Origin of the sequence: Motiliproteus sp. SC1-56, assembly GCF_017309075.1 — a bacterium.
Lineage (GTDB): Bacteria > Pseudomonadota > Gammaproteobacteria > Pseudomonadales > Balneatricaceae > Motiliproteus.
This window is the reverse complement of sequence record NZ_JAEMGS010000009.1, coordinates 85,062-105,893: the sequence shown is the minus strand read 5'-3', so window position 1 is coordinate 105,893 and position 20,832 is coordinate 85,062. Positions and strand designations below refer to the sequence as shown.

At 65.3% G+C, this 20,832-nt stretch carries 16 protein-coding genes and 1 tRNA gene; 6 read left to right on the top strand and 11 right to left on the bottom strand.

Translation table 11 applies throughout. The annotated features are described in order from the left end of the window. Positions 1-14 precede the first annotated feature (14 nt). The gene (locus JGZ97_RS11640; protein ID WP_207062795.1) at positions 15-737 is read left to right on the top strand and encodes a phosphoadenylyl-sulfate reductase; all 723 of its coding nucleotides are present in this window, start codon (positions 15-17) and stop codon (positions 735-737) included. 48 nt (positions 738-785) lie between these two features. Next, a complete protein-coding gene (gene cysG, locus JGZ97_RS11635) occupies positions 786-2,213 on the top strand; it encodes a siroheme synthase CysG (protein ID WP_207062794.1) in 1,428 nt (475 codons plus the stop codon). Between the two features lie 87 nt (positions 2,214-2,300). Here the strand turns inward: cysG and JGZ97_RS11630 are convergent, their stop codons facing one another. The 3 genes from JGZ97_RS11630 to JGZ97_RS11620 form a co-directional block, all read right to left on the bottom strand. Beyond that, on the bottom strand, positions 2,301-3,482 hold the full coding sequence (locus JGZ97_RS11630) for a glucosaminidase domain-containing protein (RefSeq protein ID WP_207062793.1): 1,182 nt from the start codon (positions 3,480-3,482) through the stop codon (positions 2,301-2,303). A 3-nt stretch (positions 3,483-3,485) separates the two neighbouring features. Beyond that, on the bottom strand, positions 3,486-4,052 hold the full coding sequence (gene yeiP, locus JGZ97_RS11625; protein WP_207062792.1) for an elongation factor P-like protein YeiP: 567 nt from the start codon (positions 4,050-4,052) through the stop codon (positions 3,486-3,488). Positions 4,053-4,120: 68 nt separating this feature from the next. Then, a complete protein-coding gene (locus JGZ97_RS11620) occupies positions 4,121-5,335 on the bottom strand; it encodes a flagellar assembly protein T N-terminal domain-containing protein (protein WP_207062791.1) in 1,215 nt (404 codons plus the stop codon). Between the two features lie 156 nt (positions 5,336-5,491). Here JGZ97_RS11620 and JGZ97_RS11615 point away from each other — a divergent pair, with 156 nt between their 5' ends. From JGZ97_RS11615 to JGZ97_RS11600, 4 genes are all read left to right on the top strand, one after another. Beyond that, positions 5,492-6,154: a FlgO family outer membrane protein gene (locus JGZ97_RS11615; protein ID WP_207062790.1), complete on the top strand. Its 663-nt coding sequence runs from the start codon at positions 5,492-5,494 to the stop codon at positions 6,152-6,154. Beyond that, the gene (locus tag JGZ97_RS11610; protein ID WP_242521707.1) at positions 6,151-6,627 is read left to right on the top strand and encodes an LPP20 family lipoprotein; all 477 of its coding nucleotides are present in this window, start codon (positions 6,151-6,153) and stop codon (positions 6,625-6,627) included. Before JGZ97_RS11615 ends, JGZ97_RS11610 begins: the two co-directional genes overlap by 4 nt. Positions 6,628-6,986: 359 nt before the next feature. Beyond that, positions 6,987-8,042: a Glu/Leu/Phe/Val dehydrogenase dimerization domain-containing protein gene (locus tag JGZ97_RS11605; protein ID WP_207062789.1), complete on the top strand. Its 1,056-nt coding sequence runs from the start codon at positions 6,987-6,989 to the stop codon at positions 8,040-8,042. A gap of 126 nt (positions 8,043-8,168) precedes the next feature. After that, a complete protein-coding gene (locus tag JGZ97_RS11600; protein ID WP_207062788.1) occupies positions 8,169-8,369 on the top strand; it encodes a hypothetical protein in 201 nt (66 codons plus the stop codon). Between the two features lie 54 nt (positions 8,370-8,423). Here JGZ97_RS11600 and JGZ97_RS11595 read toward each other — a convergent pair whose 3' ends face one another. The 8 genes from JGZ97_RS11595 to JGZ97_RS11560 form a co-directional block, all read right to left on the bottom strand. Then, on the bottom strand, positions 8,424-9,419 hold the full coding sequence (locus JGZ97_RS11595; protein ID WP_207062787.1) for a metal-dependent hydrolase: 996 nt from the start codon (positions 9,417-9,419) through the stop codon (positions 8,424-8,426). 64 nt (positions 9,420-9,483) lie between these two features. After that, positions 9,484-11,352 (bottom strand): acetyl-CoA hydrolase/transferase C-terminal domain-containing protein, encoded by a 1,869-nt coding sequence (locus tag JGZ97_RS11590; protein ID WP_207062786.1) that lies wholly within the window; start codon positions 11,350-11,352, stop codon positions 9,484-9,486. Beyond that, positions 11,349-13,436 (bottom strand): 3-hydroxyacyl-CoA dehydrogenase NAD-binding domain-containing protein, encoded by a 2,088-nt coding sequence (locus JGZ97_RS11585; RefSeq protein ID WP_207062785.1) that lies wholly within the window; start codon positions 13,434-13,436, stop codon positions 11,349-11,351. The genes JGZ97_RS11590 and JGZ97_RS11585 overlap by 4 nt, the downstream gene beginning before the upstream one ends. Next, on the bottom strand, positions 13,433-14,764 hold the full coding sequence (locus JGZ97_RS11580; RefSeq protein ID WP_207062784.1) for an acetyl-CoA C-acetyltransferase: 1,332 nt from the start codon (positions 14,762-14,764) through the stop codon (positions 13,433-13,435). Before JGZ97_RS11580 ends, JGZ97_RS11585 begins: the two co-directional genes overlap by 4 nt. Beyond that, positions 14,748-17,045 (bottom strand): acyl-CoA dehydrogenase, encoded by a 2,298-nt coding sequence (locus JGZ97_RS11575; RefSeq protein WP_207062783.1) that lies wholly within the window; start codon positions 17,043-17,045, stop codon positions 14,748-14,750. Before JGZ97_RS11575 ends, JGZ97_RS11580 begins: the two co-directional genes overlap by 17 nt. A gap of 248 nt (positions 17,046-17,293) precedes the next feature. After that, positions 17,294-19,534, bottom strand: a complete 2,241-nt coding sequence (locus JGZ97_RS11570; RefSeq protein ID WP_207062782.1) for a glycosyltransferase — start codon at positions 19,532-19,534, stop codon at positions 17,294-17,296. Further along, positions 19,527-20,525 (bottom strand): lysylphosphatidylglycerol synthase transmembrane domain-containing protein, encoded by a 999-nt coding sequence (locus JGZ97_RS11565; protein WP_207062781.1) that lies wholly within the window; start codon positions 20,523-20,525, stop codon positions 19,527-19,529. Before JGZ97_RS11565 ends, JGZ97_RS11570 begins: the two co-directional genes overlap by 8 nt. A gap of 221 nt (positions 20,526-20,746) precedes the next feature. Then, positions 20,747-20,823 (bottom strand) — tRNA-Met (locus tag JGZ97_RS11560). Positions 20,824-20,832 lie beyond the last annotated feature (9 nt).

Here is a 20,832-nt window from a genome sequence, read left to right as displayed (position 1 = left end):
ACGAGGACAACATGGTGAGTGAAACGTTGGACAGCGGCCTGCAGGCCAAGGTGGAGCAGTCGGTCGCCCTGCTGAAAGAGGCGCTGCGTGAGTACGGCGCGGTGACCTTTGCTAACAGCCTGGGCGCGGAGGATGTGGTGATCACCGACCTGATCTGCCGCCATGTGCCCGATATCGAGATTTTCAGCCTGGACACGGGACGCCTGCCCGAGGAGACCCTGCGCCTGCTGTCGGCCATCGAGAGCCGTTACGAGACCAAGATCAAGGTCTACTTCCCCGAATCCGCCAGCGTTGAGAAGTATGTCAACGAGTACGGCATCAACGCCTTTTACGAGAGCCAGGAGCTGCGCAAGGCCTGCTGTCACATGCGCAAAGTGGAGCCTCTGCAGCGGGCCCTGGCCGGTAAAAAAGCCTGGATCACCGGCATCCGTCGCGAGCAGGCGGTAACCCGGGATGACGTCGCCCACAGCCAGTGGGATGCGGCCAACGGCCTGCAGAAGATCAACCCCCTGGCAGACTGGAGCGAAAAAGAGGTCTGGGCCTACATTCGGGCCCGGGACATCCCCTACAATGAGCTCCATGATCAGCACTACCCCAGCATCGGCTGTGCCCCCTGCACCCGGGCCATCTCCATGGGCGAGGATGTGCGGGCCGGCCGCTGGTGGTGGGAGGATCCCGAAGCCAAGGAGTGCGGCCTGCACGCCGCGAGCGTCACGCCGCTCAGGTTCAAACCCTAGGACGAGGCGCTTCCGGTGCCCGCTTGAACCCGCCTGGGAGAGGTGGCCGTGAAGTACCTGCCGCTCTTTTTTAACCTTAAAGACCGTCCCTGCCTGCTGGTGGGCGGTGGCGCGGTGGCGCTGCGCAAGGCGCGGCTGCTGCAAAGCGCCGGGGCCCGCGTCACGGTGGTGGCGCCGGCCGTGGCCGCGGAGCTGGCCGAGCTGGCTGCCAGCGGCGGCGGTGCCGTGGTGGAAGGGCACTATCGGGAGACGTTGCTCGAGGGTAAGGCCCTGGTTATCGCCGCCACCGACGACGAGGCGGTGAACCAGGCCGTGCACCGGGACGCGACCCGCCGCGGGGTGCCGGTGAACGTGGTGGACAACCCGCCCCTGTGCAGCTTTATCTTCCCCGCCATCGTCGACCGCTCGCCCATCGTCGTGGCGATCTCCAGCGGTGGCCAGTCGCCGGTCCTGGCCCGGCTGTTGCGGGCCCGCCTTGAAACCCTGATTCCCAAGGCCTACAGCCGGCTCGGCGCCCTGGTGGGAGGTTACCGTGAGCGGGTTAGAGACCGCTTCGGCGATATCAACCAACGTCGCGGCTTTTGGGAGCGGGTGCTGCAGGGCCCGGTGGCGGAGAGCGTCCTGGCCGGACGTGAGGAGGAGGCGGCAACGCTGTTGGAGGCAGAGCTGGAAAAGGATGCGCCAGCGCCCGCCGTCGGTGAGGTTTACCTGGTGGGCGCCGGCCCCGGGGACCCTGAACTGCTGACCTTCAAGGCACTGCGCCTGATGCAGCAGGCAGATGTGGTGCTTTACGACCGCCTGGTTTCACCCGAGGTGGTGGACCTGTGCCGGCGCGACGCAGACCGTATCTACGTTGGCAAGGAACGCTCCAACCACGCCGTGCCCCAGGAGGGGATCAATGCGCTGCTGGTGCGTCTGGCGCGCGAAGGCAAGCGGGTGTTGCGGCTAAAGGGGGGAGACCCTTTTATCTTTGGTCGTGGCGGCGAGGAGCTGGAGGAGTTGTCCGCCCAGGGCATCCCTTTCCAGGTGGTGCCGGGGATTACCGCCGCGTCAGCCAGCGCCGCCTACGGGGGCATTCCTCTCACGCACCGCGATTACGCCCAGTCGGTCAAGTTTGTGACCGGTCAGTTGAAGAACCGCACTTCGGATCTGAACTGGCCCGAGCTGGTCCACGATCACCAGACGATTGTCTTTTACATGGGGCTGCACCGTATTGAGCACCTGTGCCGGCAGATGATTCTGCATGGTAAAGCCCCTGAGACCCCCGTTGCCGTGGTGCAGGCTGCTTCCACCCCCCGCCAGAAAGTGCTGACGGCGACCCTGGAAACCCTTGGCGAGGCACTGGCCCGCAACCCCATGGAGCCGCCGAGCCTGATTATCGTCGGCGAAGTGGTGGAGCTGCACGCCAAGCTGGCCTGGTTCAATGAGAAGGCCCGCGAGGCCCGGTTTGCCCCCCTGGCGCTGCGCGAGCCCTAGCCGCAAATACGGCGGCTTTGTTCTTCGATTTAGCCCGTTTCCCTCTGCCCTCTGCCCTTTAACCTCGCCCTCGGCGCAGGCAGCGAGCTATTGCGCCGCGGGAGGGATGGAAGGGGATCCTGCAGAACTGGTGGTGATTGACATTGGCGGGAGCGAGGCGGCGGCGGTTGAGATGATGGCCGCTGAGCCAGTCGCTGCCGGGGTGGTGGCTGGCGCCGCGGCGCCTTCAGTCGCTACCGGGGCGGCGGGGGAGGCCGCTGCAAGCGAAGTGACGGCCGCCATGGCGCTCACCTCAGAGGATGCCGTTGCGCTCGAAACCGAAGGGGTTGCGGCGCTGACGGTAGAGCTGACCGCGGCGGACGTTGACGCGGGGTCCGGCTCGGGCATTTTCAAGGGGTCCGGCTCTTCTACCTGCACCTGGACCAGGTCAAAGCAGGGGTGGGACGGGTCGGAGCCACCCCACCAGTTGCGGGCCCAGGGTTCGAGCTCGTTGATCCGCATCATTGCCTGCAGCTCTTTGACGTAGTGGCTGCCGCGGGCGGAGTAGTGGTCCAGCCCCGCTGCCAGGGCTCGACCTTCCAGCGGCTGGCCCTCGCGGTTCAGGCAGCGGCGGATGGCCCGCAGCTCCGCGTAACTGGCGTTGCCGTTGAGGTTGGTGAAATAGCTGTGAACCCCTTCGGCGACCGAATCAAAGGCCGCCACCTCGTGGCTGTCCTCGGCGCTGCGCCGCAGGGGGGGCAGGCCGCAGCCGGGGCTGAAGCACCACTGGCCGAACAGGTTGTTGCCCTGGCGGGCAAAGCGCGAGGTGCCCCAGGCGGATTCGTTGGCGGCCTGGGCCAGGACCAGCGCCGGTGGCAGCGGGCCGAGTTTGCGTTGCAGGGTCTGCAACTGGGCCGGGGCGTGCGCGTCGTCGACGCGGTAGCGCTCGGCCAGCCCCTGCAGCCACTCCCGGTCTTCGGGGTGCAGTTTGCCCTGCTCCTTATGCAGGCTGGAGAGCTGCTCCAGGTGCTCGTGCAGGGCTTCAATGTGACGGTTCTGCTGCTCCACCAGAGGGCGCATGTAGGCGAAGAAGGCGGCCTTTTTCGTCGTGACGTCCTTCACGGCGCCGAAATCGGGCAGCGGAGGGCTTTCCAGAGGCGGGTTCAGGGGCGGTGGGTTCTCCGCGCGCGTCAGCGTCGGCTCGGCGGCTTTCTCGGCGACAGGCTCGGAGGGTTGGCAACCGCCCAGAAACAGCAGGGCGGCGATCAGGGGAGTGAAGGTACAGCGCATAAATCAGGCCCGGGAGACGAATTTTCCGGTTTGGGTATTGATTTTGACCTGCTCGCCGGTGCCGAGGTACTCGGGCACCTGGATCTCCAGGCCGGTGGCGAAGCGGGCGGGTTTGGTGCGGGCGCTGGCGGAGGCACCTTTGATGGCGGGCGCCGTCTCCTCTACCGTCATCACCACGGTAGCGGGCAGGGCGAGGGCGATCATGCGGCCCTCGACGAGCAGGGCCGTCAGTCCCTCGATGCCGTCATACAGGTAGGGCAGGGCCTCGCTCAGCTCGTCGCCGCCGAGCTGGTACTGGCTGTAATCCTCGCTGTCCATGAAGGTGTAGCTGTCATCCTCCTGAAACAGGAGCTGCACCGCCCGGCGCTGCAGGTCGGCGTCCTTCAACTGGTCGTCACCGGTCAGGCTCTGCTCCAGTTTCTGGCCGTCGGGAACCCGGCTGAAGCGAATCTTGTAGAGGGTCTGGGCGCCCCGCGAGGAGGGGGACTTCACATCAATCTGTTTGGCGATATAGAGCTGGTCGTCAATGCTGACCACCTGGCCCCGCTTGAGGTCGCAGGCCTTGGGCATACCCGGTGTCTCCGTGGTTAGGATGAAAAAAAGACCGCTATTGTAACCCAGACCGTGCTGGACGCCAGTTACCAGGCGACCACCAGGTCGTCCTGCTGAATATTGCGCGCACCGGTGTCCTCGGCGATCTTACCGGTGGAGAAGAGGGGGTAGACTTCGTTGACCACCAGGCTGTTGCGGGTCGGCTCTACGCGGATGTGGGTTTCTCCCCGGGGGTCGTAGAACATGGACCGGCGTTCCACCTGCAACTGGTCCCCCGGTCGAATACCGGCCACGCTGCCGGCGTTGAAGGTGATCGACTGCTGATCGGTCTCGACAATACGGGCCCGGAAGGGCTCGCACTTGAGCTGGCGTTGAATTTCCTGACTGGCCTTTTCGATGACCTGGGCCACCTTGCGACCGTAGTCGGTCCGGATGAAGGCGGGGCTGTTAAAGCCGGTGCGGGCCTGCTTGTCCAGATTCCAGAGTCCCGCCTGGCGGTAGCTGCGGTTAAACAGCAGGGCGCCGGAAAAGCCATCGTGGATGAAGATATCCACGGCAAAGCTGCGCAGGTGCTGACTTCCCAGGTAGTCCAGCTGATCGTACCAGTCCACCAGCAGGTTGTTGCTGCGGTTGTGCTCGGGATCGAACATGCCGATGTCCCGAACCACCCCCGAAACAATAAATTGTACGTCCAGGTCACGGAAGCTCTGAAGGCTGTTGGTCAGCGCGCCCCGGTGCTGCTGCTGGGTGCTGGCGGTGGTCGGGTTTGGCTGCGCCTGCAGGTGGCTTGCATTCAGGGTGTGCAGGTGCGCCTGCCGACCCAGGGTCTCGGCCAGGACGCGGGGCAACACCTGCTCCACGTCATGCAGTGCGCCGCGGTTGGCCTGCAAGGGGTGCTCGAGCGGAAAGGCGGCAAAGGCCACCGACTTGCGGTAGTGGCGGCCGGGGCCCTCGTTAGGGCAGTTCTCCTCGAGGCCGACCTCGGCTTGAATCCGCACCATCAGCATCGCGCCCTGCACCTGTTCCTCGAGAACCCTGACGTTGCTGATGCTGCCGAGCGAGCGTACCTGCAGGTTGTCTACGGTGAGCACGCCCTGCTCGATTGTCTGGGTGCTGCTGATCTGGGCGCCGGCCTGGAGCATGGCCTGCTGGGTGGCGTCGCGCAGGGCGTCGTGACGGGCGGACTCCAGGTCTTGATTGCGGATCAGGCCCCGGCCCTCGGCTTCGACGGTTAGCGACTCGGCGCGGACCGGCGTCAGGGTAAAAGAAAGTGCCATCAACAGCAGGAAAGTGAGTCGCATAACCGCTCGTTCAGAAATGTGGGTTTCAGCCGCTAAAAAAGGTACGGCCTTTGGCGGGGTGATGCAATAGACCCGGGCACCTGCAGGTGTTCGCCGCAGGGCTTTGTGATAGATTCAACGCCACAGAATTTTATGGGCAGGGGACCAATGAAAGGCATGGGAAAAGCGCTTGGCGTAGCAGTGCTGCTGATCACGGTGGCCGGTTGTGTGCAACAACCCGTGCCGGTGGTGGTCACCGGGCCGGTGCAAACCCATGTACTGTCGGTCCCCGAGCCCCATTCGGCCCTATCGCCAGAGCCGGCCTCCGGTCGCGCCGCGCTGAAGGCGCCGGTGGCGCCGCTGGGAGAAGCGGTCCGACGCATGGCCGAGCAGTTGGAGGCGGGGTTGCGGGAGAAGGGGATCCGCACCCTGCCGATCGCCATTACCCCCTTTGTGGCGCTGGAAGCGGCGCCGTCGCCGGGTGTCTTGGGGAACGAGATCGCCGAGGGCTTTTTTCACGAGCTCCAGGCCCGCGGCTTCAACCTGATCGACCACACCGCCATCGCTTTTCAGACCGGCCATGCGCCCAAGCATCCGCAGGCGCTCAGTGATTTCTACCGCGAGCACCGGATCAGTTATGTGCTCAGCGGAACCTACAGCACCCATTCCGATGGGGTGGTGATCCAGGCCCGGCTGCTGGACAGCGTGTCGCGCCAGGTCGCCGCGACCGGGCAGGCGAGGGTGCCGAGCGCCGCACTGGAGGGGGGGCTGCCGGGCTACAATCCGCTCAGCAGCCAGCAGGGGATGATTATCGAAAACGGCGGAGTACCGGCCCAATGAAAAGAAACAGCCCGATGTTGCGGTTCGGGGCCCTGCTGCTGAGCGTCGCCCTGCTTAGCGGTTGCGATACCCTCCAGCAAAAATACCATGACGCCCAGCTACGCAACGCCGCCGAGCGCCACAGCCATGCGCAGCTCGCCAATGCCGAGCCCAACCTGGTTCGCGTTACCGGTTATGCTCCCATCAGCCTGCAACCCGGTATGACGCCCAATCAGAAACTGCTGAACGCCATGCGCGCTTCCAAACTTCGCGCCTACCAGGAACTGGCCGCGGTGGTACACGGCCAGTACCTGTTTGGCACTACCCAGGTGCGGGACATGGTGGTGCAGGATGACCAGTTCAACGCCGCCGTGGCGGGAATCGTTCGCGGCGCCCGGGTGGTCAAGGCCTACCCGGTGCAGGAGGATACCTACGCGACTATTCTCGAGCTCGACATCAATCAGGTCCAGCGGGCCTACGTGGACATGCGCTAACGTAGGCCGGTTACTCAGTTATCAACCGGGGCGCCGACCCCTTAGGCGCTCTTTGTCTTCGCTGTCTCTCTACTTCCTCTTCTTTTTGCTTTGCCCCCGGCGCCTGCCGATGACAAGGGCGCGGGTGATGCTTCGCGCCGAATGTGCTGCCTGCTGAGCTTAGTGACGGGGTCGGAGCGCTGGCTGCAGGGCGTTATGGTATTCGCTCAACAGCGTGTCAATAATTATTGACGTTAACGTAAAATGGCGTTAGCGTTCCCCTGTTCCTCACAAGGGAATGGGCCACCGGCTTACCCAAGCCGGCCAACAATAAAACAAGTAAAAAACCGTTGCTGTGATCCAGCGATGGGAGGATATCCATGTCCGTTTTCAGTCACCCGGCGTTTGACCGCCACCAGAATGTCTCCTTTTTCCACGATAGCGAAACCGGCCTGCGGGCCATCGTCGCCATTCATAACACCAACCGAGGCCCCGCACTGGGCGGCTGTCGCATGTGGCCTTATGCCAGCGACGAAGAAGCCCTGCGTGACGTGCTTCGTCTCTCCAAGGGCATGACCTATAAGTCCGCCCTCGCCAACCTCGAACTGGGCGGCGGCAAATCGGTGATCATCGGCGACCCGCGCCAGCATAAGAGCGAGGCCCTGCTGCGGGCCATGGGGCGTTTTCTGAACCAGCTGGGCGGTGACTATATTGCCGCCGAGGATTCCGGCACCAGCGTAGAAGACCTCAAGATCATGGCGCTGGAAACCGACCATGTGGCGGGCGTGCGGGATAAGGTCAACCTCGACGGCAGCGTGCGCAGCGGTGATCCGTCACCTTCCACCGCCTTTGGCACCTTTATCGGACTGCGCGAAGCGGTGCGCCACCGTACCGGACGTACCGATCTTGAAGGCCTGCGGGTGGCGGTGCAGGGAATCGGCAGCGTCGGCTACCGCCTGGCCGAATACCTTCACGAAGCCGGGGCCCAACTCTGGGTGACCGATATTCACCAGGACAGTATCGATCGTGCCGTCGATGAGCTGGGTGCCACCGCGGTGCCGGCCGAAGAGATCATCGGGCTGGAGGTGGATGTCTTCGCCCCCTGCGCCCTGGGCGCCGTGCTCGACGACGCCAGTATCCCCAAGCTGCGGGCCGGGATTGTCGCCGGGGCGGCCAACAATCAGCTGGCCGAGGAGCGCCACGGCGAAATCCTGCAGCAGCGCGGCGTGCTCTACGCCCCTGATTTTGTCATCAACGCCGGCGGAATCATTGACGTCGGTTTTGAGCGCCAGGGACACGATCCGGCCCGGCTGCAGCGCCATATCGAGGGGATCGGCGACACCCTGCGGGAGATTTTTGAGCGCTCGGATGCCGAGCAGCTTCCCACCAGCATGATCGCCAACCGCTTGGCCGAAGAGCGCTTTATGAAGGTCTGAATCCAGGCTGATTATTACGGCCAATTGACCTAAGACAAGTACAATCCCCCACAGGGCTTGTGCTTGTCTTTGTTTGTGGCATTATCGGCGCCTTACTTCGATGTTATGGCGACAGGAGGTTGCACGGTGCCGATACGGAAATTGCAGGCAAGGGTTGATCAGGATCTCTCCTATTTGATCTGGCAGGGCCAGGTGTACAACCTGGGTCCGCAGGAGCTGCGACAGCGCTTCGGCAAGCTGGCCGAGGGCTACCGCAAGGTTGTCGATGCCAGTGACGCCGATTCCCTTGAGAAGTTGTTGGACCGGTCCGCGGCGAGCCTGGGCTGAAGCCGCTATCGCCTGTCCATTCCCTTTCGAATCCCCTTAGCCCCGAGCCGCTTCTTACGGCGGGTACTGCCAGATTCGCTTCCACAAACCCGGCAGACGGCCCATATCCTGGCGGACCGGGCGTTGCTGCGCGGGCCTAGCCCGTGGATGCGGGTTGCCCCGTTCACCGACTTTAAAGCTGAATACATACGTCGGTTCCAGCCCCATTCGCAGATCGCTGATCACGATGTCCTGCCCATCCGCCCCGACTTTGTAAAAACCTTTGGTAAACCACTGCAGGCGCTCTACCGGCCAGTGGTGCTCCAGCCCTGAAAGCAGGGCGGGTTCGCTGCGATAGGCCTTGAACAGAATGGGCCGCTCGCCGTCGAGAAGGGAGTGAAACCCCTCCCGGTAGCCGTTGTCTGTCATCACCAGCACCCGCCACAGCAGCGTATTGAGGGGGGCCGGTTGCACCAGCACCTGACGGTGGGGAAGCGCCATGGCGGCGAGCTGGCGGTGCGTACGCAGCTCCACCCACTGCTGGGCGGCGCCACTCCAGGCAAGGTAGAGCGTACTCAGAAGCAGCCCGACGGCATTGCCGCGCCGTGCCAGGTGCGGGCGACGCCGAAGCAGCAAAAAGGCCGCCAGGCCGGCCAGCAGCGGCAGGGTATAGAGCGGGTCGATGATGAAAATGCTGCCCAGACCGAACGGGGTCGTGTCCAGGGGCCAGAACAGCTGGGTGCCATAGATGGTAAAGGCGTCCAGCAACGGGTGGGTGAGCAGTACTGCCGCCACCAGAAACAGCCAGCCGCCCCGGTCGGGGGCCTCGGGGTGGAAGCGTCGGATGAGCCAGGCGAGAAAAGGGGAGATCGCCGCCAGCACCAGCAGCGAGTGGCTGAAGCTGCGGTGGTAGGTAAAATCGGCCACGGGGCCGCCGAAGGATATCAGGACGTCGAGGTCGGGCAGGGTACCGAGCGCGCTCCCCCACAGGGCGGCGCGGTAGCCAATTTTGTGACCCAGTACCGCGGTACCGATGGCCGCCCCAAGGGCTGCCTGCGACAGCGAATCCAACTCCGATTCCCCCAGTTTGACCTTTCCAGTCTAACAGTAGCGAACACCCGCTAACTAGCCGCGATCAGCTGAGCGCGCCGCGCAGCAACAGCTGGTAGAGTCGGTCGCGGGGCGACCGGGGGCGACTCAGTTGCATCCGTTCCAGACAGGCACGGGTCTGGGCGTCGGGCGCGCCCGCCTTGAGTCCCCGCAACGCCATCCTGGCCAGCTCCCGGGGGGCGCCGCGCAGCAGCGACAGGGCCTTTAGGGCCTCGGCCAGACGCTCTTCGGTGGGGCTAAAATCACTGCCCAGGGGAAACACCGGCAGCAGCCCTTTGTCCCGGGCTGGGCCAAGCCAGTCGGCCAGGCGCTGGGGGGTATTGTGGCGGTAACGCTCGGGGAGGCTGTAGTCTGCCGCGAGCTTACCGGCCTGTTTGGCCTTGTCGGTCAACTCGGCTTGAAACCGGCTGTCGGTAATGGCCAGCGTGCGGGCAATCACCTCTGCATCGCTCACCCCTCGCAGGTTCGCCACCCCGTACTCGGTCACCAGCAGGTCGCGCAGGTGACGGGGAAGGGTGCAGTGACCGTACTGCCAGCGAAGGTTGCTGCGGGCGCGCCCTTGCTCGGTGCGGGTGGCCGGCAGGGTGATAGCCGAGCGGGCGCCCGGCAGGTCCATGGACATGGCGGCGAAGTTGTACTGCCCGCCCACGCCGCTCACTACCTTTCCCTCTTCTAGGCCGTCCGACACCACCGCGCCCAGCAGGGTGGCCATCATGGCGCTGTTGACGAAGCGCGCCCCCCGGCGGGCCGCTCGTCGCGCCTCGGTGTCCGGATACAGGCGGTTGGTGAACGAGATCGGCATCATGGCGATCTTCGCCCGGGTTGCGGGCGGCAGCTCCTCTAAGGCCCGATAAAAACGCGGACTGCCGATGAAGAAGCCCGCGTGCAGCAGCACGCCGTCCACTTCGCGGGCGATAACGCCCGCCTGGATCAGGTTGATAAAGCCGTCCACCAGCATCTCGCTGAGCCCGTAGAGTCCGGTTTCAAACGGTGCGAGGTGGTTGAGGTCGGCGCCAGCGGGGTGCGGGTTGGCCAGCTCGCTGGCCTGCAGTGCGCGATAGGCCGCGTTGTCGGTGTGGCGCAGGCAAAGCCCGTGGCAGATGGCATCGCTGATGGCGCCGATGCCGATCTGCAGGGTGCCGCCGTCGGGAACCAGGCGCGCAACCTGCAGGCCGATGGCGTGCTCCTGGAGGGCGACCGGCTGCTGGGGCGGGGCGTAGAGCGGGAACTGGACGGCGTCTCCGTCGAGCAGGTAATCGAAGTCAGCAACCGGTCGTTCCGCGGCGCCGCCCATGTAGGGCAGCTCCCGGTTGATCTGGCCCACGGCGACAAAGTTGGCGCGCCCGGCGGCGCGGGCCTGGAACAGGTCGACGCTCAGGTCCGGGTTGCAGCTGAAGCTCAACCGCTCCGGGTCGGGGCCCTGCTCCGTCGCCACCAGTTGGCCGATCAGGTTGATGCCTATCCCGATGAGCAGCTCCACCGCCTGGGTGTAATTGGCGCATTGATAGCTGCGCTGTGCCGCGGGGGTGTGCAGCCAGCGACCGGGCATCAGGAAGAACTCATGGACCTGGATATTGCTCGGCAGGGGCTGGGTGCGCAGGTGCTGGGTGTAACGCAGGGGCGGGTAGCGGGCGAAAAACTTGTCGGCGATGGGGTCAAGAAAGCGCTTTCCCAGCTCGCTGCCGGGGCTCGGTATCTCCAGCGTCAGGGCAGTGAAGATGGTCAGTGAGAGCCCGGTGTCGGACAGGGCCCGGTCAAAGAGGGCATTGGCCAGGTGGTTGGCCTTTCCCAGCCCCAGGGGCAGGGCCAGCACGATCCGCTTGCCCAGCCGGGCGATCAGGGCATCGACCAGCCGTTCGGGATCCTCGTAGGAGGGTGGGCGTTCAGGGGTCATGGGTCGCTCCAGCCGGGGTCGGGTTTGAAACGTTCGCCGTGGCGCTGGCGCAGCTGCTCAAGCCGATCGGCAATTTCGCGGTAGCCTCGTTGCCTGGCGTAGTGCAGCGGGCCGCCGCGGAAGGGGGCGAAACCGGTGCCGAAAATCACCGCCCCATCGAGCAGGTCGTGGTCTTCGATCACCCCCTCGCGAAGGCAACTCATGCAGGCATTCAATAACGGCAGTAGCAGGCGGTCTTGCAATCCGGCGGGGGGATCGTCTGCGTCCGCCTTCTCCGCTTTGCCTGCTTCCCAGCGGTAAAACCCTTGGCCGGTCTTCTGTCCAAGCTCGTTTCTGTCCACCATCTCGTGGAGGCAGGTGGGAATCGGCGTCATCGGGGCTTGCAGGCGTTCGGCCAGCATCTGCGCCACGTCCAGGCAAATATCCAACCCTACCCGGTCGGCAAGCTCCAGCGGCCCAAGGGGCATGCCGAATACCTTGGCCGCGCGGTCGATGGTCTCGGGGGCCAGCCCCTCGTCGAGAAGGGTCACGGCCTCCAGCAGGTAGGGCATCAGCACCCGGTTGACCAGAAACCCCGGCGCACTGGCCACCGGCGCCGGACGGCGGTCGATCTGCCCGGCAAAGGCCCGGGCCCGCGCCAGGGTCTCCTCACTGGCGCCAGCGGGCGCGACTACCTCCACCAGCAGCATGTGGGCGACGGGATTAAAGAAGTGCAGCCCCACAAACCGTGTCGTATCCGCCAGCGTCTGCTGTAACTCCTCAAGGGGAATACTGGAGGTGTTGGTGGCCAGCAGGGTGCCGGGTTTGAGCCGGGGCTCGATCTCGGCGTAAACCGCTCGCTTGAGGTCAGCCTTCTCCGGAACTGCTTCAATCACGAGGTCAGCCCGGCTGACGCCCTGGTTGTCCGGGTCCGGCACCAGCCGGTCCAGCACGGCCCGGGTCCGGGTCTCATCGAGGTGTTTGCGTCGACAAAGCTCGGCGGTTCTTGCCACCGTTTTGGCCAGGCTGTCGGCCTTGGGGTCGTGAAGACTGACGGCAAGCCCTTTGTAGGCGCACCAGGCGGCGATATCGGCGCCCATGGTGCCGGCGCCGATCACGTGGACCCAGCGTACGGGGCCCGCATCACCGCGGGTGAGCGCTTTCAGCTTCTCCTGCAGGAAGAAGACGCGGACTAGGTTCTGCGCGGTGTCGGTGTGAAGTAACTTGGCGAAGGAGCGGGTTTCAGCCTGGCGCATGGCGTCGGCGTCGCCCCCGTGCGCCTGCCAGAGATCGATCAGGGCGCTGGGGGCGGGGTAGTGCGTGGGGTCTGCCTTCTCCGCGGTTTTGGCCCGCATCTGGCGGGCCACGATCTGGCGGGCTGCTCGGGTGTTCAACAGCTTTGATTTGAGCCTACGCGGGCGGCGGCTGAGGGAACCTTCCCGGGCCGCCCGCAGCGCGCCCTCCAGGTGGCGCTCTTCAATCACTGCATCGACCAGCCCCGCCTGGTAAGCGCGCCGGGCATTGAGCGTCTTACCGGTCAGCATCAGGGTCATGGCCTGCAACGGGTCGATCAAATGAGGCAGGCGGGCGGTGCCGCCGAGGCCCGGGTGCAGTCCGAGCAGGATCTCCGGCAAGCCCAGGCGGGCATCGGGCAGGGCCAGGCGCAGATCACAGCACAGCGCAAGCTCCAGCCCACCTCCGAGGCAGTGGCCATGAATCACCGCCAGCGTCGGGAAATTCAGCTGTTCAAGCCGGTTGACAATAGCGTGGGCCCTTTGCAGCTGCTGGACCACGGCGGCCTCGCCTTCCAGCCGGCGAAATTCGCCGATATCAGCGCCGAGGCAGAAGTCCCCGGCTTTGGCCGAACGCAGCACCAGTGCGGAGGGGGGCGAAGCCTCGAGTTGGGCCAGGATTTGATCGAGCTCCTCGAGCAGGGGGCCGGAAAGGGTGTTGACGCTGCTCTGGGCCTGGTCCATCAGGAGCCAGGCGACCCCCTGGGCATCCAGGCGCAGTTGCCAATGCTGGAGCTCGGGGCTACTGAGTGAAGGCGCGGGCCCCATGACCGGCGCCCGGGTCTGCAGGTAACCGAAAATGGGTCCGCTCATCGGCCGGCCTCCGGGTTTTCGATCAACAGGGCGCCGGACTGGCCGCCGCCGATGCATTGTGTGGCGATCCCGAGTCTCTGTTCGGTGCGCCTGAGGGCGTAGGCCAGGTGCAGGACGATGCGGGTGCCGCTGGCGCCCACCGGGTGGCCCAGGCTGATGGCGCCGCCGTCGATATTGAGGCGGCGGCGGTCCAGCTGGCCCAGGGCCTGCTCAAGGCCCAGAGCCTGGCGGCAGAAATCGGCGTCCGCCATCGCCTTGAGGCAGGCCAGCACCTGCGCGGCGAACGCCTCGTTGAGCTCCCACAGGTCGATCGCATCGAGTGCCAGCTCCCGGCGTCGCAGCAGCCCGGCGACGGCCGCCACCGGTGCCAGCCCCATGATTTCCGGGTCCAGACCGGCCCAGTGGCTGTCCACCAGCCGGGCCAGGGGTTTTAGGCCGTGGCGTTGCACTGCGGTATCGGAGGCCAGCAGCACCCAACTGGCGCCGTCGCTCACCTGGGAGCTGTTGCCGGCGGTGACCTGGCCGTAGGGACGTTCGAACACCGGCCTGAGCCGGGCCAAGCTCTGGGGTGAGCTGTCCGGGCGCACGCCGTCATCCTGGGCGTACAGGGTGCCGTCGGGGGCAATGGCCGGCGGGACTTCCTGGGCGAGAAACCCTTCCTCGTGTGCCCTGGCCAGGCGCTGGTGGCTCTCCACGGCGTAGGTGTCCGCCTCTTCCCGGGTCACCCGGAACAAGTGGGCGAGCACTTCGGCAGTTTCCCCCATATTAAGTCCGGCGACCGGGTCGGTGAGCCCCTGCTGCAAGGCGACCACCGGCTTGAACAGGCCCGGACGCAGGCGGCCCAGGAGCTTAGCCCGCTCTTTCAGGGTGCGGGCCTGGCGCAGCTCGGCCAGCCAGGAGACCGCACGGGGGTGCAGTTGCAGCGGCGCGTGGCTGAGTGACTCGGCACCCCCGGCCAGCACCAGTTCGCGCTCGCCGTTGCGAATCAGTCCCCAGGCAGTGTCGATGGACTGCATGCCCGAGCCGCAGTTGATCTGCACGGTGAAGGCCGGCACCGCTTCCCCGAGTCCCAGGCGCAGAGCCGCGACCCGTGCAGGGTTCATCTCGGTGCCGAGCACGTTGACGCAGCCAAGCACCACCTGGTCGATGGCCCTGGGCGCGAAGCGCTGACGCAGCAGCAGCGGGCGACCGCACTGGACCGCCAGGTCCACCGGGGTAAAGGGGCCGGGCTTGCCCCGCACCTTGAGAAACGGGGTGCGGGTACCGTCGACCAGGTACACGGCCCGGCCGTCTCGGGCCTTGTCGGACGCGTTATCGATCGCTGGCATCGGCGGCTTTCCGGGTGTCGCTGGCGGACGCTGAGGGGGTGGGTGATGGGGTGGGGGTAAAGTTGCTTTCGCCCAGGATCCCGGGCGGGAAATCGTCCACGGCGATGACCCGGTCGCTGAGCGCCTGGGCTTGCTCCAGGCGTTCGGCCTGGTGGTCGCTGATCAGGCCCCGTCGCAACGCTTCCCGGGGATCGTCGCAGCCGGCCTTGTGCAGGCGCTCGCGCAGGGGGGCCGTCTCGGTCACAAACTGGAAACAGCGCTCGAGCTCCGCCAGGGCGCCGCTGGCACCGGCCTCCAGAAAGAGCCCGGGAGTGAGCCTTTCCCGGTCCGGACCGGGATCCAGTAGCAGTCGCGCGCAGCGCTTGGTAAGTCGGTCCGAGGGCCCCTGGTGACGGACTCCCAGGGGCTGTACCAGCAGCTTCAGACAGACGGCCAACGGCCGGTTGGGAAGGTTCGCCAGCACCCCCTGGATGGATCGATCCAGCGTGGCCAGGCCACGCGCCAGGTTGTACTCCACCAGCGCTCGGTCGGCCGCCTGGCGACCTTCGTCCTGCCAGCGCTTGAGTACCGCCGACAGCAGGTAGAGTTCGGCCAGCATGTCGCCCAGCCGCGCCGAGAGCATCTCGCGCCGCTTCAGATCGCCCCCCAGGGTCAGCAAGGCGCCGTCGGCAAGCAGAGCGAGGACGGCGCTGTAGCGGCTCAGCTGGCGGAAATAGCCGTGCTGGCTGCCCCGGTCCGGTGACGGGGCGAATAACCCGCCGGACCAGCTGCGAATCCAGGCGCGAAACAGGGTGCGGGTGGTGTGGGCGGCATGGCCCCAGAACGCCTCGTCAAAGGCGTCGAGGGCCCGGGACGGGTTCTCCTCCTCGAGCGCCAGCATCTCCTTGAGGAGCCAGGGGTGGCAGCGGATGGCACCCTGGCCGAAGATGATCATGCTGCGGGTGAGGATATTGGCCCCCTCGACGGTAATGCTCACCGGCACCGCGCGGTAGAGATCGCTGAGGTAGTTGCCGGGGCCGTCGATGACCGCCTTGCCGGCGTGGACATCCAGGGCGTGGTCGATGCTCTCGCGCATGCGATAGGTGGTGTGCACCTTCATGATCGCCGAGACTACCGAGGGCTTGTAACCTTGATCCAGGCCGGCGCAGGTGAGGCGTCGCGCCGCTTCCACCATGTAGGCGTCGGCGGCGAGGACGCCGAGCCGCTCCTGTACCCCCTCAAACTCGCCGATGGGAATGCCGAACTGGTGGCGGATGCGGGCGTAGGCGCCGGTGGTGCGGGCGGCCAGGGCGGTGGCGGCGGCCGCCAGCGAGGGCAGGGAGATGCCCCGGCCGGCGGCGAGGGCGCTCATCAGCATCGGCCAGCCTTTCCCGACCTGCTCGACCCCGCCGATGACGTAATCCAGGGGAATGAATACGTCCTGCCCCTCGGTGGGACCGTTCTGAAAGAACTGCATGGCGGCCAGGTGGCGCCGCCCGGTGGTGACGCCGGGCAGGTCGGTGGGTACCAGGGCCAGGGTGATGCCGCGCCTTGTCTCCTCGCCGAGCAGGTGGTCCGGGTCTTCGAGCTTGAAGGCCAGCCCCAGCACTGTCGCCACCGGGCTCAGGGTGATATAGCGCTTGCTCCACTGCAGCCGAATGCCGAGCACTTCCTGACCCTTGAAGGTGCCACGGCAGACGCGGCCGCGATCACGCATGGCGGCCGCGTCCGATCCCGCCTCGCTGCTGGTGAGGCCGAAGCAGGGCAGCTCGCGGCCGTCGGCCAGCCGCGGCAGCCAGTAATCGCGCTGCGCCTGGGTACCGAAGTGCATCAGCAACTCCCCCGGACCGAGGGAGTTTGGCACCATCACGGTGACGGCGGTCACCACCGAGCGCGAGGCGATGCGGCGCACCACCTCGGAGTTGGCAAAGGCGGAAAACGCCAGGCCCCCGTACTCGCGGGGGATAATCATGGCGAAAAAGCCATTGTCCTTGAGGTAGTCCCACACCTCGGGAGGCAGGTCACCCCGCTGCCGGTTGATCTCCCACTCGTCCAGCATGGCGCAGAGCCGGTCTACCGGACCGTTCAGAAACGCCTGCTCCTCGTCGCTGAGGGTCGCCGGCGGCGTATCCAGGAGCTGGTCCCAGTCCGGGTGGCCGCTGAACAGCGCCTGGTCCCACCACACATCTCCCGCCGTCAGGGCTTCGCGTTCCGTGTCCGAGAGGCCGGGGAGCGCCGCCTTGGCCCGCTTGAAGATCGGCCGGCTGAGGCGGTTACGGCGAAACTGTTGCAACGACTTCATTGGGGAGCTCCGTCAAAGGGGGGCACAAAAGCAGGTGATGGGACCGGTGAGGCATGGGGAGGCCAATCCCGTTGCTATTAGTCTGGCACTCCTCGACGGGGATGCCAGCCGCATCGGGGGGCTAGGTTGCTTGAGTGCCAATGGAACCGGGTATGCCGGGGCGCGTTGGATGGGGGGGGACTGATATAGAAGGCGCCGGGGTTGCGGGTGAGGAGGCGGCGTTGGGCGCGCCAGGCGCGGAATTGGCGTTAATCCTTTGAATCCGGCCCGCGCCTGGCGGTGCGGCCATGGGCGGCTAAGACCTGGGCGTAGATGCGGCTCATGTCAGCGCCAAAGGCCTCGATGCGATGGGCCTGGGCGAGGGCGCGGCCATTGGCGGCCAGCTCAAGGCGCAACGGCTCGTCGTTGAGCAGTTGCGCCACCCGCTCACGCCAGCGGCGCCGGTTCAAGGGGGTTTTGAATCCATTCTGGCCCTCGCTGACCACATCGTCGATGCCGCTGGAGCGCACCGCGACCACCGGCATGCCGGCGGCCATGGCTTCCAAGATCACCATGCCCTGGGTTTCGGACTGGGAGGCGAACACAAACAGATCCCCAAGGGCGCAGTAGACGGGGATTTCCTCGGGGGGCACGGCCCCGACCAGGGTGACTCGGTCTGTAAGCCCCAGGTGGCGAATCCGGGCCTCGAGTTGGGCCCGCTCGGGGCCTTCACCGATCAGCAGCAGCCGGTAAGCGGGCACATCGTTGGCGGAGAGCTCGGCCAGGGCATCGAGCATGAAGGCCAGGTTCTTCTCCTTACCCAGGCGGGAAATGGTGATCAGCACCCGCGCCTGACCCAGCTCCAGTTGGTCGCGCAGACGCTGGGCATGGTCCGGGTCCACCCGCTGAAAGCGTTCGAAGTCGATACCGGTCGGGCGCACGAAGATGGGGCGTTTGACGCCGATCATGCGCAGGTAGTCCTCGGCCGAGGCGGTGGGGACCACTACGCCGTCACAGCGGTTGGCAAAGCGCCGCACCAGCAGGTGTGAGAGCAAATTGCGAAACAGCGGGTCGGGAAGCGGCACATAGTGGGAGTAGTGCTCCAACCGGGTGTGGTAGGTGTAGACCACCGGTACGTCCAGGCGTCGGGCGAGGTAATGGCCGACGCTGCCGAGCCAGAAGGGGTGGTGGACGTGGACCAGTTGGGGGCGAAAGCGCCGCACCGCGCGGCCGATCCCCGGGGAGAAGATGTTGGCCAGGCGAAACTGCTTCTTGGCGCCAAACGGCAGCAGCACCGGCACCCGGTGGACCCTGTCGGATTCGTCCCTGTTGCCCTGGTACTGGGGCGCGATGACCAGCACCTGGTGGTGCAGCGCCCTGAGTCCGCGGCAGAGGCGGTGGATCGAGATGGGAACGCCGCCGATAAAGGGCAGGTAGTTGTTGGTGAACTGGGCGACCCGCAGGGGACGATCCAGCCACGGGCTCGGGTCGAGGTCGAAATCCGGGTAGTAATTGCGCTCGACAAACAGGGTCCTGCGCAGCCAAAGGGCGGCCAGGAGCATCAAACTCAGCAGCAGAATAAAGTTCAGGTAGCCCACGTAGAAAAGGGAGTGAATGAAAAACCACAGGCTTTCCAGCGTCCGCCAGAAGGGGTGTTGTCCCCTCTCAAGCGCGACCGGCTCGATGCTGACTTTATCCCCGGCGACACCTACCTCAACGTAGTGATAACGGCTGCGCGTGTTATTGAGTAGCAGGCCGCCGGCGCCCCCGGTCAGCACATAGCGGGTGTTCGTTTGCTGCTGGCGGCTGTAAAGGGGGAGGTTGGCGGAAAACACGGCGTCGACCTCCTGCTTTTCGATCAGGCCGGTAAACAACCGGCGATAGGGCGCGGGGAACAAGTCGTCGTCGTCCAGGTTGAGCACGCCCTGGGTATTCACCGCGCGCAAGGGGTGAGCGCTGAAAAGAAACAGGTGGTCGCGCCGAGCGGCGAGCAACTCTTCTTCGAGCCAGCGCAGCTGCCATTCAAGGTCGGTCTTGCCGGTGCTGTCGAGAAAAATAAAGCGGCTGTTGCCGGCGGCGAAGGAGAACAGGTAGGGGCCGAAATGATCGTAGAACCGAAAGCTCCCCAAACGGCTGTGTTCATTCTCGCCAAAGGTGATCAGGTAGGGGATCTTAAGGTGGCTCAGGGTCCGGTAGAGGGCCCGGTATTTGTCCTCTCCCCCGCTGCTGACGGCGTTCCCCGCCGAGACCATGAAGTCGACGCCGCTTTGATTGAGCATGGGGATGATCTGGCGCTCGAAGAGGCCCACGGAGTTGTTGATATTGCCCACCACGGCAAAGCGGTAATGGTCCCGCCCCTCCAGCAGGGCTTCGATCCGCTCCACCTGGTCAGCGTGGACGGAGACGAAGTCCTGCTCGAAAAAGTTGAGGTAGATTTTGTAGATGACCAGCACCGCTACCAACAGCAGGTTGGCGTAGAAGAGCCAGCGGGCGGTGCCGGCCCTAAGCATTGGTGTTTCTCCGGGCCAGGGTATGCAGGCTCAGAGGGACGCCAATGAGCATGCCCAGATGGATGGTGAGAAAGCGCCAGGCCAGTATCACCAGCACCAGGTCGGCCTGTCCCACCAGTTTGGCGAATAGCAGTCCGAAAGCCCCTTCGGCGATACCGGCGGCCCCGGGGGTGGGGGCGAAATACATGATGAAGGTGGTTACGGTCATCAGGCCGAGCACGGTTGCGTAATCGATGGCATAGCCCAGCGACCAGAGCAGTAGCGCCGGGAACGAAAATAGGCTGAGTAAAAACAGCAGGCTGAAGAGTAGTGCGAGCAGCACGGCTTGGCGCGGGCCTTTGCGAAAGGCCCGCAATGCGACGGTAAAGCGGATCATCTCCCGCCGCAGACCAAAGCGCCAGCGACGCAGGCGCGGCGCTCCGATCAGGTGCAGGCGGTGCAGCAGTCGGAGGATGAGATCCAACAGGTGGATGAACCAGCCCCGTCGCAACAGCAGCAGGGTGAAAAACCCCACGTAAAGGGCCGCGGCCGCGCCGAGAAAGAAGGTCCAGTGACCGTGGAGGGGGTTGCGCTTAAGGGCGTCGAGAAACAGGAACAGGAAAGGCGCCGGAACAAAAATCATTGCGCTGGCCAGCAGGGTGCGAAGGGTCGTTGCAGCGGTGGCGGCTCCCACGTGTACCCCTTCGCGGCGCAGGTACCAGACCTGGGCCAGGCCGCCGCCGGTGGCCATGGGCGTGAGGTTGGACACCAGCAGGTTGATAAACACCAGGGGGGCGAGGCGGCGCCTGGGAATGGCGTACCCCAGCGCCTTGAGGACGAAGAACAGCCGCAGTCCGTCGCTGCAGTAATAGACCGTCAGCAGGGCAACGCACCCCAGCACCAGGGGCGCGCTCCACAGCCGTTCGGCGCCTAGCGGAAAACGCCCGTCCAGCTCGGTGTAAATGGTGTAGGGAACGGCGGTGCTCAGAAGTAGAAAGAGCGCGGTGAACAAAGACCATTTTGGCCACCCGCGGGCGCCGAAACCGGCCTTGCGCAGCAGGCTGGTTGAGTCAAGAGCGGGGGCCGCTTCAGGCCCTTGAGTTCTCCTGCCGATGGCGCCTTTCCTTTGCTGCCGGCCCACAGCGGATGCGGTCGTTATCGTCAGCCGCTGCTTTGAGGGCTTTAAAAACGGAAAAGGCCGATCAGTAAGTTACTGATCGGCCTTCCGAAAATTGGTAGCGGGGGCCAGATTTGAACTGACGACCTTCGGGTTATGAGCCCGACGAGCTACCAGGCTGCTCCACCCCGCATCAACGTGG

Bases quoted from the DNA above. Each gene is read 5' to 3' on its own strand.
- JGZ97_RS11620 (WP_207062791.1), bottom strand. From the start codon at position 5,335: ATGCGACTCACTTTCCTGCTGTTGATGGCACTTTCTTTTACCCTGACG.
- JGZ97_RS11615 (WP_207062790.1), top strand. From the start codon at position 5,492: ATGGGAAAAGCGCTTGGCGTAGCAGTGCTGCTGATCACGGTGGCCGGT.
- JGZ97_RS11580 (WP_207062784.1), bottom strand. From the start codon at position 14,764: ATGCCAGCGATCGATAACGCGTCCGACAAGGCCCGAGACGGCCGGGCC.
- JGZ97_RS11610 (WP_242521707.1), top strand. From the start codon at position 6,151: ATGAAAAGAAACAGCCCGATGTTGCGGTTCGGGGCCCTGCTGCTGAGC.
- JGZ97_RS11605 (WP_207062789.1), top strand. From the start codon at position 6,987: ATGTCCGTTTTCAGTCACCCGGCGTTTGACCGCCACCAGAATGTCTCC.
- JGZ97_RS11630 (WP_207062793.1), bottom strand. From the start codon at position 3,482: ATGCGCTGTACCTTCACTCCCCTGATCGCCGCCCTGCTGTTTCTGGGC.
- JGZ97_RS11575 (WP_207062783.1), bottom strand. From the start codon at position 17,045: ATGAAGTCGTTGCAACAGTTTCGCCGTAACCGCCTCAGCCGGCCGATC.
- yeiP (WP_207062792.1), bottom strand. From the start codon at position 4,052: ATGCCCAAGGCCTGCGACCTCAAGCGGGGCCAGGTGGTCAGCATTGAC.
- JGZ97_RS11590 (WP_207062786.1), bottom strand. From the start codon at position 11,352: ATGACCCCTGAACGCCCACCCTCCTACGAGGATCCCGAACGGCTGGTC.
- JGZ97_RS11585 (WP_207062785.1), bottom strand. From the start codon at position 13,436: ATGAGCGGACCCATTTTCGGTTACCTGCAGACCCGGGCGCCGGTCATG.
- JGZ97_RS11570 (WP_207062782.1), bottom strand. From the start codon at position 19,534: ATGCTTAGGGCCGGCACCGCCCGCTGGCTCTTCTACGCCAACCTGCTG.